The sequence below is a fragment of the Clavibacter sp. GW821-FHT01D01 genome (assembly GCF_059422605.1).
In genome coordinates, this window is record NZ_JBWKXC010000001.1 from 41,419 (window position 1) to 55,835 (window position 14,417).

Genomic DNA, 14,417 nt, shown 5'->3' on the forward strand with positions numbered 1-14,417 from the left:
CGTTCCTTCCCGCGCACGGGCATTCCATGCGCGCGCATGGAGCATAGCCACGCGAGGTGGGTGCTCCCCGAGCGGCCGGCCGCCGCGCGCGGATCCCGGACAGCGCACCCGCCCCGGCTCACCCCAGCAGCACCTCCCACGTGCGCAGGGACGGCCAGAGCGCATGGCGCGGGAGGACGTCGGGGCCGCAGGCACGGGAGCCGAGGCCGTGCTGAGCGTCGTCGAGGATCAGGTGCAGGCCCTCGGGCGCGGGCAGCTCGTGCGGGTGGCCGACGTCCGTCATCCGCTGCGGGGTCCACCGGCTGAGCTGGAAGCCCGCGCGGTGGCCGGACGCGTCCGGGACGGTGGTCACGGTGAGCGGGGTCATGGACCCGTCGCCGACGAGGAGCCAGCGGAGCTCCGGCCGGTGGCCGGTCTCCTGCGGGCGCGCGTACTCCACCGACAGGCCGTCGACGCTCGACGCGAACCGGCCGACGCGGACCGCGGAGCGGCTGTCCGGGTAGGACTCGCCGGGACCCGTGCCGTGCCAGGAGACCGGGTGGTCCGCGAGCTCCAGCGGCAGGTCGATGCGCACGCCGACCCGCGGCCACGTGCAGTCCCACACGCCGAACGGCACGACCTCGGTCGCGAGCAGCAGGCCGCGGTCGGTCGCGCGCCAGCGGAACGCGACGTCCGCGCCCGCGCCGCTGTGCGCCGCCTGCACCCGGACCCGCCGTTCGAGGCCGTCGGCCGTGCGGTCCACCCCGAGCAGCCGGTGGGTGAGGCGGTGGAGGCCGCGCTCGCGCCAGCGGTCCGCCGACGGCGGCGTCTCCTCGGCGCCGCGGCCGCGGGTGAGCTCCGGCTCCGCCAGCTCGTAGGAGCCCTGGCCGGCGCCCCGGTCGTTCTCGGTGGGCGCGCGCCACAGCTCGAGGCGCGGGCCGCGGACGGGCACGCCGTGCCAGCGCACCAGGTCGCCGCGCGCATCGAACCGCCCGACGCCGAGCGCGTCGCCGCGCCAGCCCCCGGTGGTTCGCGAGCGGACCGCGGGCCGGTCGCGCACGAGGGCCTGGTGCTGCGCGACCACGTGGCCCGCCTCCGCCCAGGGCGCGTCGCGACGCGTGACGACCTGCACGGTGAGGTGCGCCTCCTCCGCGTGCCCCGCGGCGCGCGCCTCCTCGGGGAGCCGGAGCGTCACGGCGTCCCCGGCGTCGAGCGCGGCGTGCTCGAGGACCCCGCGCGCGGCCTGCCGGCCGTCGTGGTCGAGGATCCAGACCAGGTCGACGTCCTCGGTCGTCGCGCTGTGCCGCCGGTTCTCGACCCGCACCGTGGTGCCGTCGGCGGCGACGCGCACGCGCACGGGGGCGATGACCGCGGACAGCTCCGCGAGGCCCGGGGTGGGGGTGCCGTCGGAGAGCAGCAGGCCGTCCATCACGAACGGGCCGTCGTGGACGGGCTCGCCGAAGTCGCCGCCGTAGGCGTGGAACGGGCGGCCGTCGGGCGTGCGCGTCCGCAGCCCGTGGTCGCGCCACTCCCAGACGAAGCCGCCGTGGAGGCGCGGCCAGCGGTCGATCGCGTCCTCGTAGTCGGCGAGGGATCCGGGTCCGTTGCCCATCGCGTGCCCGTACTCGCAGAGGATGAAGGGCTTCGCCCGCTGGGAGGCGCCCGTCGCGCCGGTCGTCTCGTGGATGCTCGCGACCGGGGTGCCGCAGACGGAGTCGATCTCCTCGAGCGTCGGGTACATGCGCGAGTACACGTCGGTGTGCTCGCCCGTGAGGTCGCCCTCGTAGTGCACGGGCCGCGTCGGGTCGGAGCGGCGCACCCAGGCCGACATGGCCGCGATGTTCCGGCCGGTGCCCGACTCGTTGCCGAGCGACCACATGACGATCGACGGGTGGTTCCGGTCGCGGGCCACCGTGCGGCCGATGCGGTCGAGGTAGGCGTCCCGCCAGCGCGGGTCGTCGGACGGGTTGCCGTGCCACTCGACGTCCCAGAAGCCGTGCGTCTCGAGGTCGCACTCCAGCACGACCCAGAGGCCGAGCTCGTCGGCGAGGTCCAGGAGGCGCGGGTGCGGCGGGTAGTGGGAGGTGCGGATCGCGTTCACGCCGCTCCTCTTCATCAGCTCCAGGTCGGCGCGCGCCTCCGCCTCGTCGAACACGCGACCGCGCTCGGGGTGGGACTCGTGTCGATTGACGCCGCGGAAGGTGAGGCGGCGGCCGTCGACGAAGAGGGCGTCGCCGTCGATGCGGACGGTGCGGAAGCCGATGCGCAGGGTCGCGGTCTCCCCCGGCGACGCGACGGTCGCGTCGTAGAGGCGCGGCAGCTCGGCGCTCCACGCGTCGACCGCGGGGATCGCGAGGGGCGCGACGTCGGCGGCGGTCGCCCACGTCGCGCGGATGCCGAGCCCGGGCACGCGCACCTCCACCGGGAAGGCGCCGTCGACCTGCACCTCGAGGAGGCCGGAGCCGTCGGCCGGGTCGCGGTCGGCGCGCACGCGCACGTCGTCGAGGGCGTCGGCGGGGCGGGCGAGCAGCTCGACCGAGCGGAAGATCCCCGGGAGCCACCACTGGTCCTGGTCCTCGAGGTAGGAGGCGGCCGACCACTGGTGCACCCGGATGCCGAGGTGGTTGACGCCGGGGACGAGGAGGGCCGTCACGTCGAGCTCCGTGGTGAGGCGGCTGCCGGTGGTCCAGCCCGCCTCGACGCCGTTGACCCAGAACGTGGCGAGACCCTCGATCCCGTCCGTGCGCAGCAGCACGCGCGCGGCGTCGGCGAACGACGCGGGCAGCTCGAAGGCGCGGCGGTGCTCGCCCGTGGGGTTCGCGTCGGGCACGTGCGGCGGGTCGATCGGGAACGGGTACTGCAGGTTCGTGTACGCGGGGGCGCCGTGCCCGTGCAGCACCCAGTGGGAGGGCACGGGCAGCGTCGTCCACCCGGCCGCGTCGAGGGCGGCGTCGTCGAGGGCGGGATCCGCGACCGCGGGCGGCGCGTCCACCGGGTCGACGGGCACCTCCGGCAGCAGGCGGAAGCGCCAGTCGCCGTCGAGGGCGTGCACGGGCGCGTCGGTCGCGAACCGGGCGCGCGGCGGCAGCCGGTCCGCGGATCCGGGGGCGACGTCGTCGAGGTGGGACATGCGGGTCCTTCCAGGGGGCGGGACGGGCGGGTGCGGCGCGGGCGGGGCGCCCGGGCGATGCGGGGCGGAGGGACGGCGCGGCGGGTCTGCCGGGCGGATCGCGCGGGGCTGCGCTCGGCTCAGGCGAGCGCGGCCAGCCCCGCCAGCGCGGCGCGGTCGGCGACGACCGTCACGTCGGGGTGCCGCTGCAGGATCGACGCGGGCACCTCCTCGGTGACCGGCCCCGCGAGCGCGCGCGCGAGCGCGTCGGCCTTCGCGGCACCCGAGGCGACGAGCAGGATGCGCCCGGCCGACATGATCGTGGCGATGCCCTGCGTGATGGCGTGCGACGGCACCCGCGCGGGGTCCCCGCCGAAGTACCGCGCGTTGTCGCGCCGGGTCGCGGCCACGAGCTCCACCACGCGGGTCGTGCCGGCGGACGGCGAGCCCGGCTCGTTGAAGCCGAGGTGCCCGTTCGCGCCGATGCCCACGATCTGGAGGCCCGCGCCGCCGAGCGCGCGGATCCGCCGCTCGTGCTCGGCCGCGGCGGCATCCGGGTCGGCGGCGGTCCCGTCGGGCACGACGACGCGCGCGTCGGGCACGCCGAGCGGCCGGGCGATGCGCGCCCGCACGAAGGAGAGGTACGACTCGGGATGCCCGGCGGGGAGCCCTACGTACTCGTCGAGCGCCACGAGCGCGATGCCCGCGACCGCGAGCGCGCCGTCCGCGTGCCGCCGGGCGAGCTCCGCGTAGAGCGGCTCGGGGCTCGACCCGGTCGCGACGCCGAGCACGCCCGCCGGCGACCCGGCGAGGAAGGCCTGCACCACGTCGGCGGCGGCGGACCCCAGGGCGGCCCGGTCGTCCACGGCGCGGACGCGGGGCGCGCGCGTCGACGCGGCCGTCACTTCAGGGCGCCCTTCGCGATGTCCCCGATGAACTGCTTGGCGCCGATGAGGAACACGATGATGAGCGGGATCACCGCGAGCAGCGCGCCCGCCATGACCATGCCGTAGTCCTTGCCGTGGGCGCTGTTCAGCTGGCTCATGGCCACCTGCAGCGTCAGCGTGCCCGGGTCGTTGAGCACGATGAGCGGCCAGAGGTAGTCGTTCCACGCGGCGATGAAGGTGAAGATCCCGAGGAAGCCGAGGCCCGGACGGATGAGCGGCAGGCACACCGTGAGGTACTGCCGGAAGAACCCGGCCCCGTCGATGCGGGCTGCGTCGATGAGCTCGTCCGGCACGCTCGAGACGATGAACTGCCGCAGCCAGAAGATGCCGAACGCGTTGGCGGCGGCGGGCACGATGAGCGCCTGCAGCTGGCCGACCCAGCCGAGGTTGATCATGGTCACGAACTGCGGGATCACCGACAGCTGCGCGGGCAGCATGAAGGTCACGAGCAGCAGCGCGAACAGCGGGCGACGGCCGGGGAACTCGTACTTCGCGAACGTGAACGCCGCGATCGAGTCGAAGAACAGCACCAGCACCGTGATGGAGACGGCCACGATGACCGTGTTCATGAGCGATCCGCCGAAGTCGATCGTGCGGAACACCGCCTGGATGTTCTCCCACAGGTACGGCCCCGGCACGAGCACGGGCGGCGACTTGTAGATGTCGCTCGTGGTGTTGCTCGCCATGACCACGAGCCAGTAGAGCGGGAACAGGCTGACGATGGACCCGGCGAACAGGACCCCGTGCAGGACGACCCGGCCGGGCGGCAGCTGGCGGCGGCCGGCGGGGCGGCCGGTGCGCTCGTCGCGCGGGCGCCCGGAGGCCTGGTCGGCGATGCGGGCCGCGGCGGAGCCCGCCGCGTGGACGGTCGTGCTCATGCGCGGTGTCCCTTCCTCGTGCCGGGCGCCTTCGCGACCTTCTCCTTCTTCTCCGACCCGAGCCGGAAGCTGATGATGGAGAAGATCACCACGAGCAGGAAGACGCCCCACGCGATGGCGGCGCCGTAGCCGAAGCGGTTGTAGTTGAAGGCCTGCTGGTAGAAGTACAGGACGGTGGTGAGGCCGGCCTGGCCCGCGCCGCCCGAGTTCGGGTTGGTGGTGCTGGAGGAGGCGGTGAGCACCTGCGCCTCCGTGAAGCTCTGGAGGCCCGTGATGGTCGAGACCACCAGCACGAAGAGGATCGTGGGGCGCAGCAGCGGCAGCGTCACCGACCAGAAGGTGCGGATGGCGCCGGCGCCGTCGAGCTTGGCGGCCTCGTAGACCTCCGTGCCGATGGCCTGCATGCCGGCGAGGAAGATGATCGCGTTGTAGCCCGTCCACTGGTACGTGATGAGCACGGCGATGGTCACCTGGATCGCCCACGGCGTGGAGAGCCACGGCACGCCGTCGAGGCCGATCGCGCGGAGGCCCGCGTTCACGAGCCCGAAGCTGTCGCCGAAGATCGAGCCGAACAGCACGGCCATGGCGACGACCGAGGTCACGTTCGGCACGAAGTAGCTGATCTTGTAGAAGGTGCTGAGGCGCTTCGCCGAGTTGAGCATGGCGGCGACGACGACCGCGATGGCCATCATCGGGAACGTCGACAGCGCGAAGATGATCAGCGTGTTGCGGATCGACAGCCAGAACGTGGCGTCGGCCGCGAGGGCCTGGAAGTTGGCGAGGCCCACCCACTCCGCGGTGCCGAGCCCGTTCCAGTCCTGGAACGAGAGCACGAGCGAGTAGAGCGCCGGGAACAGGCCGAAGACCAGGAACAGCAGGAAGAACGGCGCGATCGCGACGTAGTACGGCCACGTGCGGCGGATGCCGCGGGTGCCGGCGGCCCCGCGGGAGCGCGCGGGGCCCGGGGCACCCGCGCCCGCCCGGGAGGACGCGCGCAGACGCCCGCCCGGGCGGACGACGGTCGGGATCACTGCTTCGCGGTCTTCAGCGCGGCCTCGCCCGCGGCGACGGCGTCGGTCCAGGCCTGCGCCGGGTCCTTGCCGAGCGACGTGACGTTCTGCAGCTCCGTGACGAACGCGGCCTGGACCTGGTTGTCGTAGGGGCTGACGTAGGCGGTGGGCATCTCCGCGGCGGCGTCGGCGAAGACGCCGACGGTCGACTGGCCGCCGAAGAACTCGTCGCCCTGCTGCAGCTCCGGGGAGTCGTAGGCGGCGGTGGCCGAGGGGAAGATGCCCTTGTCGGCGTACGCGGTGACCTGGTTGTCCTCGCTCAGCACGTCCTTGATGACCGCGAACGCGGCCTCCGGGTCCTCCGTGCCGGCGGGGATGGAGAGGAACGAGCCGCCGATGTTGGCCGGTCCCCCGGGCATGGGCGCCACGCGCCAGTCGCCGGACGTGTCCGCCGTCGCGCTCTTGAGGTCCGCCTGGTACCAGGAGGCGCCGAGGAGCGCGGGGAGGGATCCGTTGGTGATGGCGGACGCCCAGTCGGGGCTGCCGTCGGTCACGTTGGCGGTGAGGCCGTCCTGGTAGGCGAGCACCGCGCGGTCCCACGCCTCCTTGATCTCGGGGCTGTCGCCCGTGAAGTCGCCGGACTCGTCGACGAAGCGCGTGGTGCCCTGGCCGATGGACTTGGTGAAGACGTCGGACGCGTCGACGAAGATCGCGCCGCCGGTCGCGTCCTTCAGCTTCTTGCCGAAGACGAAGTAGTCGTCCCAGGTGGCGGTGGCCGCGGCCACCTCCTCGGGCTCGCTGGGCAGGCCGGCCGCGGCGAACACGTCGGCGCGGTAGTAGAGCGCGGTGGGGCCGATGTCGATGGGGAGGCCGATGAGCTCGCCGTCCTCCGTCGTCGCCTCCTTGAGCTTCCACGCGGGGTACTGGTCGGCGATGTCCTGCGCGCCCAGGTCGTCCAGGTTCTCGAAGAGGCCGTCCTCGCTGAGGAAGTACGGCATGTCCTCGCCCTTGACGCCCGTGACGGACGGCAGGCCCGAGCGGCCCGTGAACGTCGTCACGAGCTTCTGCTTGAAGTCGCCGCCGATGGTCGAGACGTTGAGCGTGGTGCCGGGCACCGCGTCCGGGACCGTGTCGAGCACCGTCTGGCTGAGGCCGTCCGGCCAGATCCACAGGTCGAGCTCGCCGCCGGCCGAGGATCCCGACGACGACGAGCAGGAGGCGAGGACCGGCGCGACGAGCGCGAGGGTCGCGACGCCGACGACGAGGCGCTGGGCACGGGTGCGGCGGGCGGGGTGGTGGGACATGGTGGTTCTCGATTCGGTGGGGTGGGGCGGAGGGGCGGGCGGGGGATCCGGGTACGGGGGCGTCAGGCGAGGAGCCGGGCGCCGTCGGGGTGGTCGAGGGCGTCGGCGAGGTAGTCGTAGCGGCCGGGCTCGGCGGCGTCGGGGTGGGCGCGCAGCCAGGGCACGAGCTCCGCGAGCCGCGGGGCGCCGGACGCGCCGCCGGGGCGGGTGACCGTGATCCCCGCGACCAGGCACGCGAGGTCCACGCGCTGGGTCAGCGTCCAGGGCGCGGCGGCGGAGGCGGCGAGCGCCGCCCCGAACACGTCGCCCGCGCCGGTCGCATCGATGGCGCGCACGGCGAGCGGCGGGCGCACGACCTCCTCGCCGCGGGCCGAGTCGACGGCGACGACGCCGCGCGATCCGGAGGTGACGACGCTGAGCGGCACGCGAGCGGCGAGCGCGCGGGCGGCGCCCACGGCGGAGTCGGCGCCCGTGTACGCGACGGCCTCGAGCTCGTTCGGCAGGAAGGCGTGGCACTCGTCGAGCTGGTCGAGGATGGCGGGGTCCCAGCGCTCGGACGGGTCCCAGCCGACGTCCGCGTAGACGTCGGTGCCCGCGGCGGCGGCGCGGCCGATCCAGGAGCTGCGGTGCGGGTCCAGGTGCACGAGCGCCGCGGCGGCCGCGGGCACGTCGCCCGGGATCAGCTCGTCGGAGCCGAGCGGGCACGGGACGCCGCCCGTGACGAGGGCCCGGTCGTCGTCGTACCCGAGGGAGGCGGTGACGGGCAGCGCCCAGTCGTCGAGGGTCACGAGGTGGTCGAGCGCGACGCCCTCGGCGGCGAGGGCGCCGCGGACCAGGTGGGAGAACGGATCGCGGCCGACGGCGGCGGCGATGGCGGTCGGCACGCCGAGGCGGGCGCCGGCGAGGGCGAAGTTGGCGATGCCGCCGGGGCCGTGGCCGAACGACGACGTCCAGATCTCGTGGCCGGGCCGCGGGCCGCCCGGCAGCTCGCCGAACACGACGTCCGCGAACAGCTGGCCCACGACCAGCAGGCCGGCGGACCGCTCGGGGCGGGGTGCTGCGGACACTCGGGACCTCTGCTTCGTCGGGTGGCGCCGTGCGGGACGGCGAGCGGTGGGGGTCCGCCGACGGCGACGCTGCCGGCGGGACCGGGTCGGCGGGAGCCGTCGACCGGTAGTGACGTTTCTAGCCCATGTGAGCACATGGATGGAAGACTTTGATTATTACAAGATTGTTTCTGCTCGATCTTGCGCGCTAATGTTCAGTCCATGAGAGACGCCCGAGAGTTCGTGATCCTCGACCGGCTGCGCGCCACCCGCAGCGCGACGGTCGCCGAGCTGGCCGAGGCCGCCGGCACGAGCGACGCGACCATCCGCCGCGACCTGGCGCGCCTCGACGAGCAGGGGGCGCTCCGGCGCACCCACGGCGGTGCCGTGCTCGTGGAGGCCGACGCGCCCTTCGCCGAGGTCGAGCAGGTGAACCGCGAGGCCAAGCAGCGCATCGCCCGTGCCGCCGCGGCCCAGGTGCAGGACGGCCAGTCGGTCGTGCTCGACATCGGCACGACGACGCTGCACCTCGCCGAGCAGCTGCGCGGACGCCCGCTCACGGTGATCACGGCGAGCATCGCCGCGTTCGACGTGCTGCGCGACGACCGGGCCGTGCGGCTCATCCTGCTGCCGGGCGACTGGGATCCGGTCTACCGCTCGGTCTCCGGCCCGCTCACGGCCGAGAGCCTCCGGATGCTGCACGCCGACCACGCCTTCGTGGGCGTGAGCGGCATCGCCGACAACGGCGACCTGCGCGACACGACGATGGCCCAGGTGCCCATCAAGCGCGCGATGGCGGAGGTGAGCGACCGGGTGACGGTGCTCGCCGACTCCTCCAAGTTCCCGGGCACCGGCGCCGGCCGTGTCGCCCCCACCGCGTCTCTGACGCAGCTGATCACCGAGGCCGCCCCGCACGCGCGGGTGTCGCAGGGCCTCGCGGACAAGGGAGTATCGGTGACCGTCGCATGAGACTGACCATCCTGGGCGGGGGCGGCTTCCGCGTCCCGCTCGTCTACTCGGCGCTGCTGCGCGACCACGAGGCCGGGCGCGTCTCGCACGTGGCCCTCTACGACACCGACGAGGTGCGCCTCACGGCCGTCGCGCGCGTGCTCGCCGAGCAGGCCGCGGCGTACGCCGACGCCCCCGTCGTCACGCTGCACACGGACCTCGACGAGGCGCTCGCGGGCGCCGCGTTCGTGTTCTCGGCCATCCGCGTGGGCGGCATGGCCGGGCGCTCGTGCGACGAGCGGCTCGGCATGGCGCACGGCGTCATCGGGCAGGAGACCGTCGGCTACGGCGGCATCTCCTACGCGCTCCGGACGCTGCCGGTGGTCATGGACCTCGCCGAGCGGATCCGCGTGCAGGCCCCCGACGCGTGGGTCATCAACTTCACGAACCCGGCGGGCGTCGTCACCGAGGCCATGTCGCGCGTGCTCGGCGACCGCGTCATCGGCATCTGCGACTCCCCCATCGGACTCGCCCGCCGCGTGCTCGGCGCGCTCGGGGTGACGGGCGACGACGTGGTCATCGACTACGCGGGCCTCAACCACCTCGGCTGGCTGCGCGGGCTCCGGGTCGACGGCCGCGACGTGCTGCCGGACCTCATGGCCCGGCCCGACCTCATCGGCACCTTCGAGGAGGGCCGGCTGTTCGGCGCCGAGTGGGTCACCGAGCTCGGCGCGGTGCCCAACGAGTACCTGCACTACTACTACTTCCGGCGCGAGGTGCGGCACGCCGACCAGCTCGCCGCACAGACCCGCGGCGCGTTCCTCGTGGAGCAGCAGGGCCGGTTCTACGCGCAGCTGGAGCACCGGCACGACGTGTCCGCGCTGGCGCTCTGGGAGCGCACGCGCCTGGACCGCGAGACCACGTACATGGCCACCAACCGCCAGTCGGCCGGCATGGGCGACCGCGACGAGGACGACCTCGTCTCCGGCGGCTACGAGGACGTCGCGATCGCGCTCATGCGCGGCATCGCGTACGACCAGAGCGCCCGGCTCATCCTCAACGTTCGGAACCGCGGCACCCTCGCGGCCCTCGACGCGGACGCCGTCGTCGAGGTGCCGTGCGTGGTCGACGCCTCGGGCGCGCACCCGGTGGCCGGCACGGAGCTGCCCGACTTCGGGGTGGGCCTCGTGACGAACGCCAAGTACGTCGAGCGGCAGACGATCGAGGCCGGGCTCGGCGGATCCCGCGCCGCGGCCGTCCGCGCCCTCGCCCACCACCCGCTCGTCGACTCCGTGACGGTCGCGCGCTCGCTCCTCGAGGACGCGATGCACGCCTTCCCGGTGCTCTCCTACCTCCGCTGACGCGCCGGCCCCACCTGCCGCGGCCACCCGCCCGCCTGCCTCCCGACCTCCCGAAGGACCCCCATGCACCAGAACCAGAAGCTCGTCCAGGAGCGGATCCTCCGCGCGCTCGACGAGCGGATCACCCCCGCCGTGTACTCCACGAAGACGCCCGTGACCCTCCGCGCGTGGATGGCGCCCGACGAGCCCGTCCCCGTCGCGGAGGCCATGCGGCAGGAGTACGCGCCGTTCGAGCTCGGCCAGCCGTGGGGCCGTGCGTGGTCCACGTGGTGGTTCGAGGTGACGGGCGAGGTGCCCGCCGAGTGGGCCGGCCGCACGGTGGAGCTCCTCATCGACCCGGGCTTCATCGGCGACTGGCCGGGCAACCAGGCCGAGTGCCTCGTGCACACCATGGACGGCGTGCCGGTCAAGGGCATCCACCCGCGCAACACCTACGTGCGCCTCGCCGACGAGGCCGCGGGGGGAGAGCAGGTGCGCTTCCTGGTGGAGGCCGCGGGCAACCCGGACATCCTGGTGAACGAGTTCGTGCCCACGCCGTACGGCGACAAGGCGACGGCCCCGGTCGAGCCCATCTACCGCTTCCGCCAGGCGGAGCTCGCGGTGTTCGAGCCCGAGGTGTGGGCGCTCCGGTTCGACGTGGAGGTGCTCTACCAGCTCCTGATGGAGCTGCCCGAGACCGAGCCCCGCCGCCACGAGGTGCTGCGCGCCGTCGAGCGCGCGCTCGACGTGCTCGCGATGGACGACATCGTCGGCACCGCGGCCGCCGCGCGGGCCGAGCTCGCCGAGGTGCTGTCGCGCCCCGCCGTCCCGAGCGCCCACACGCTGAGCGGCGTCGGTCACGCCCACATCGACAGCGCCTGGCTCTGGCCCATCCGCGAGACCAAGCGGAAGACCGCGCGCACCTTCTCGAACGTGCTGAAGCTCGCCGAGCAGTACCCCGACTTCCGCTTCGCGTGCTCGCAGGCGCAGCAGTACGTCTGGGTGAAGGAGAACTACCCGACGGTCTTCGCGGGCATCCAGCAGGCCATCGCGGACGGCACCTGGTACCCGGTCGGGTCCATGTGGATCGAGCCCGACGGCAACCTGCCGGGCGGCGAGGCGATGATCCGCCAGCTCACCCACGGGATGCGCTACTTCCAGGAGGAGCTCGGCGTCGAGACGCACGGCGTGTGGCTGCCCGACTCGTTCGGCTACACGGCGTCGTTCCCGCAGATCGCGAAGCTCGCGGGCCTCGACTGGTTCCTCACGCAGAAGCTCTCCTGGAACCAGACGAACACGTTCCCGCACCACACCTTCTACTGGGAGGGCATCGACGGGTCGCGGATCTTCACGCACTTCCCGCCCATCGACACCTACAACTCGACCCTCGAGGCCGAGGAGACGCACCACGCGGTGCGGCAGTTCCGCGAGAAGGGCCGGGCCACGATGTCGCTCGCGCCCTTCGGCTACGGCGACGGCGGCGGCGGCCCCACCCGCGAGATGATGGAGCGCCAGCGCCGCACGGCCGACCTCGAGGGCTCGCCGAAGGTCATCGTCGAGCACCCCGACGACTTCTTCCGGAAGGCCGAGGCCGAGTACCCCGATGCGCCCGTGTGGGTCGGCGAGCTGTACCTGGAGCTCCACCGCGGCACCTCCACCAGCCACGCCCGCGAGAAGCGCGGCAACCGCCAGGCCGAGCACCGCCTCCGCGAGGCCGAGCTGTGGTGGACCATCGCCGCGGTGCGCACGGGCGCCGACTACCCGTACGCGGAGCTCGACCGGCTGTGGAAGCAGACGCTGCTGCAGCAGTTCCACGACATCCTCCCCGGCTCCTCCATCGCGTGGGTGCACCGCGAGAACGAGGAGGACTACGTCCGCAGCCTCGCCGAGCTCGACGCGCTCGTCGCCGACGCCATCGCGCGCGTCACCGCCCGGGCCGTGGCGGACGGCGAGGGCGTCGGCTCCGGCGCGTTCGCGGTGAACTCCACCGGGCATGCGCGCACGGCGCTCGTCGAGGCCCCCGACGGATCCGCGCTCGCGCTCGTCGCGGTGCCCGGCAGCGGCATCGCGCCGCTCGTCGCCGTGGAGCCCGCCTCCCCCGTCACGACGACCCGCGACGCCGCGGGCACGGTGCTCGACAACGGCCTGCTCCGCGTCACGCTCGACGCCCGCGGGCTCATCACGTCGATCCTCGACCTGCGTCACGCCGACCGCGAGCTCGTGCCCGCCGGCCGCACCGCGAACCTGCTGCAGCTGCACGAGGACATCCCCACCGCGTGGGACGCGTGGGACGTCGACGCCCACTACCGCGCCAGCCGCACCGACCTCGTCGAGGCCGCGTCGGTCGAGCTCGTCGAGGACTCGCCGCTCCGCGCGGTCGTGGAGGTGGTCCGGCAGTTCGGGCGCTCCCGCGTCGTCCAGCGGGTCGCGCTGCACGCCGACGACGCGCGCATCCACGCCACGGCCGACCTCGACTGGCTCGAGGACGAGAAGCTCCTGAAGGTCACGTTCCCGCTGACGATCCACGCGCAGCACCACAGCGCCGAGATCCAGTTCGGGCACGTCCGCCGCCCCACCCACACGAACACCTCGTGGGACGAGGCGCGCTTCGAGGTGATGGCGCACCGGTACCTGCACGTGGAGGAGCCGGGCTACGGCGTCGCGCTCACCAACGCCGGCAGCTACGGGCATGACGTGACGCGCACGGTCGGCGCCTCGGGCGAGGTCGAGACCGAGATGCGGATCAGCCTGGTCCGCGCGGCGCGCTCCCCCGACCCGACGCAGGACATCGGCCACCACCGCTTCGAGTACGCGCTCGTGCCCGGCGTGGGCATCGAGGGCGCCGCGGACGCGGGGCTCGAGCAGAACCTGCCCGTGCGCGTGGTGCACCCGGGCGACGCCACCGCGGCACCGGCCGGCACCGCGCCCGCGTCGGCCGTCGCGCCCGCGTCCGCGTCCGCCGGTGCCGTCCCGTCCTCGCTGCCGACCGCGTCGGGGCTCGTCTCCGTGCACGGCGGCACGGTGCGGATCGAGGCGCTGAAGCTCGCCGACGACGGGTCCGGCGACGTCATCGTGCGGCTCTACGAGTCCACCGGCGCGCGCGCCGTCACGCGCCTCGAGGCGCACCTCGACGCCGACCGCCTCACGGAGGTCGACGTGCTGGAGCGCCCCCTCGGCGAGGGCTTCCCGCGCTCGATCGCGTTCGAGCCGGACGCGGACGCCGCCGGGGTGCGCATCGCGCTGCGGCCGTTCCAGGTGGTCACCGTGCGTATCCACCGGGCCTGATCCGCGCCCGCGACCGCGGACGACGACACGAGGGCGCGCCCCGGCTCCGGCCGGGTCGCGCCCTCGTCGGTCGTGCGGGTCGCGCGCCGCGGGTCGGACGGCGCGGGTCGGACGCCGCTAGTTGAGCGCCCGGCCGCCGGTCGTCAGCGGCTCGACGGAGCTGGGGGTCGCCGCGAGCGCCAGGCCCGACAGGCCGATCCCGAAGAAGAGGAAGTCGTCGACGATCGTGAAGCCGGTGGGCGTGAGGCCGCCGAGCTCGTTGTCGACGATGCTGAGCACGCCCATCAGCGTGAAGAGGCCGCCGAACGCCGCCAGCGTCGCGCGGATCGGCAGGGGGCGGAGCTGGCGGGTGCCCGCGAACAGCAGCACGCCCGCGCTCAGGAGGTAGAGGACGTCGACGAAGAGGTCGACGTTGAGGATCCCGAGGAGGTGCGACCCCTCGATGAACAGCCCCACGAAACCGTGGCCGCCGAGCACCGCCGCGACCATCACCATCCACGCCTTGCCCATGGCACGCATCCCCTCGACCGCTCGCGGGCCCGTCGCTCGACGGGCTCCACGTCCCACCGAA

At 73.9% G+C, this 14,417-nt stretch carries 10 protein-coding genes; 3 read left to right on the forward strand and 7 right to left on the reverse strand.

Going from position 1 to position 14,417, the window contains the following annotated elements; translation table 11 throughout:
- Positions 1-118: 118 nt before the first annotated feature.
- The 6 genes from AC07VC_RS00175 to AC07VC_RS00200 all read right to left on the reverse strand — a co-directional run bounded on the left by AC07VC_RS00175 (position 119) and on the right by AC07VC_RS00200 (position 8,294).
- A complete protein-coding gene (locus AC07VC_RS00175; protein ID WP_494674885.1) occupies positions 119-3,109 on the reverse strand; it encodes a glycoside hydrolase family 2 TIM barrel-domain containing protein in 2,991 nt (996 codons plus the stop codon).
- A gap of 119 nt (positions 3,110-3,228) precedes the next feature.
- Positions 3,229-3,993, reverse strand: a complete 765-nt coding sequence (locus AC07VC_RS00180) for a glucosamine-6-phosphate deaminase (RefSeq protein ID WP_494674884.1) — start codon at positions 3,991-3,993, stop codon at positions 3,229-3,231.
- Positions 3,990-4,913: a carbohydrate ABC transporter permease gene (locus AC07VC_RS00185; RefSeq protein WP_494674883.1), complete on the reverse strand. Its 924-nt coding sequence runs from the start codon at positions 4,911-4,913 to the stop codon at positions 3,990-3,992. Before AC07VC_RS00185 ends, AC07VC_RS00180 begins: the two co-directional genes overlap by 4 nt.
- Entirely contained in the window at positions 4,910-5,944 is a 1,035-nt protein-coding gene (locus AC07VC_RS00190; protein ID WP_172407142.1) for a carbohydrate ABC transporter permease, read from the reverse strand. Before AC07VC_RS00190 ends, AC07VC_RS00185 begins: the two co-directional genes overlap by 4 nt.
- Positions 5,941-7,227, reverse strand: coding sequence for an ABC transporter substrate-binding protein (locus AC07VC_RS00195; protein WP_494674882.1), 1,287 nt, complete (start codon positions 7,225-7,227; stop codon positions 5,941-5,943). Before AC07VC_RS00195 ends, AC07VC_RS00190 begins: the two co-directional genes overlap by 4 nt.
- 62 nt (positions 7,228-7,289) lie before the next feature.
- Positions 7,290-8,294 (reverse strand): carbohydrate kinase family protein, encoded by a 1,005-nt coding sequence (locus AC07VC_RS00200; RefSeq protein ID WP_494674881.1) that lies wholly within the window; start codon positions 8,292-8,294, stop codon positions 7,290-7,292.
- A 201-nt stretch (positions 8,295-8,495) separates the two neighbouring features.
- Between AC07VC_RS00200 and AC07VC_RS00205 the strand changes: the two genes are divergently transcribed.
- The 3 genes from AC07VC_RS00205 (at position 8,496) to AC07VC_RS00215 (ending at position 13,846) form a co-directional block, all read left to right on the forward strand.
- Complete coding sequence (locus tag AC07VC_RS00205) at positions 8,496-9,242, forward strand: DeoR/GlpR family DNA-binding transcription regulator (protein ID WP_258071837.1); 747 nt, start codon at positions 8,496-8,498, stop codon at positions 9,240-9,242.
- Positions 9,239-10,582: a 6-phospho-beta-glucosidase gene (locus AC07VC_RS00210; protein ID WP_494674880.1), complete on the forward strand. Its 1,344-nt coding sequence runs from the start codon at positions 9,239-9,241 to the stop codon at positions 10,580-10,582. Before AC07VC_RS00205 ends, AC07VC_RS00210 begins: the two co-directional genes overlap by 4 nt.
- A 63-nt stretch (positions 10,583-10,645) precedes the next feature.
- Positions 10,646-13,846 carry an alpha-mannosidase gene (locus AC07VC_RS00215; RefSeq protein WP_494674879.1) on the forward strand — a complete coding sequence of 1,067 codons (3,201 nt, stop codon included), beginning with the start codon at positions 10,646-10,648 and terminating at the stop codon, positions 13,844-13,846.
- A gap of 117 nt (positions 13,847-13,963) precedes the next feature.
- On the opposite strand, the gene AC07VC_RS00220 is transcribed toward AC07VC_RS00215, so the two are convergent.
- Positions 13,964-14,356, reverse strand: a complete 393-nt coding sequence (locus AC07VC_RS00220; protein WP_317229703.1) for a hypothetical protein — start codon at positions 14,354-14,356, stop codon at positions 13,964-13,966.
- Positions 14,357-14,417: the final 61 nt, after the last annotated feature.

Bases quoted from the DNA above. Each gene is read 5' to 3' on its own strand.
- AC07VC_RS00175 (WP_494674885.1), bottom strand. From the start codon at position 3,109: ATGTCCCACCTCGACGACGTCGCCCCCGGATCCGCGGACCGGCTGCCG.
- AC07VC_RS00185 (WP_494674883.1), bottom strand. From the start codon at position 4,913: ATGAGCACGACCGTCCACGCGGCGGGCTCCGCCGCGGCCCGCATCGCC.
- AC07VC_RS00195 (WP_494674882.1), bottom strand. From the start codon at position 7,227: ATGTCCCACCACCCCGCCCGCCGCACCCGTGCCCAGCGCCTCGTCGTC.
- AC07VC_RS00205 (WP_258071837.1), top strand. From the start codon at position 8,496: ATGAGAGACGCCCGAGAGTTCGTGATCCTCGACCGGCTGCGCGCCACC.
- AC07VC_RS00210 (WP_494674880.1), top strand. From the start codon at position 9,239: ATGAGACTGACCATCCTGGGCGGGGGCGGCTTCCGCGTCCCGCTCGTC.
- AC07VC_RS00215 (WP_494674879.1), top strand. From the start codon at position 10,646: ATGCACCAGAACCAGAAGCTCGTCCAGGAGCGGATCCTCCGCGCGCTC.
- AC07VC_RS00220 (WP_317229703.1), bottom strand. From the start codon at position 14,356: ATGGGCAAGGCGTGGATGGTGATGGTCGCGGCGGTGCTCGGCGGCCAC.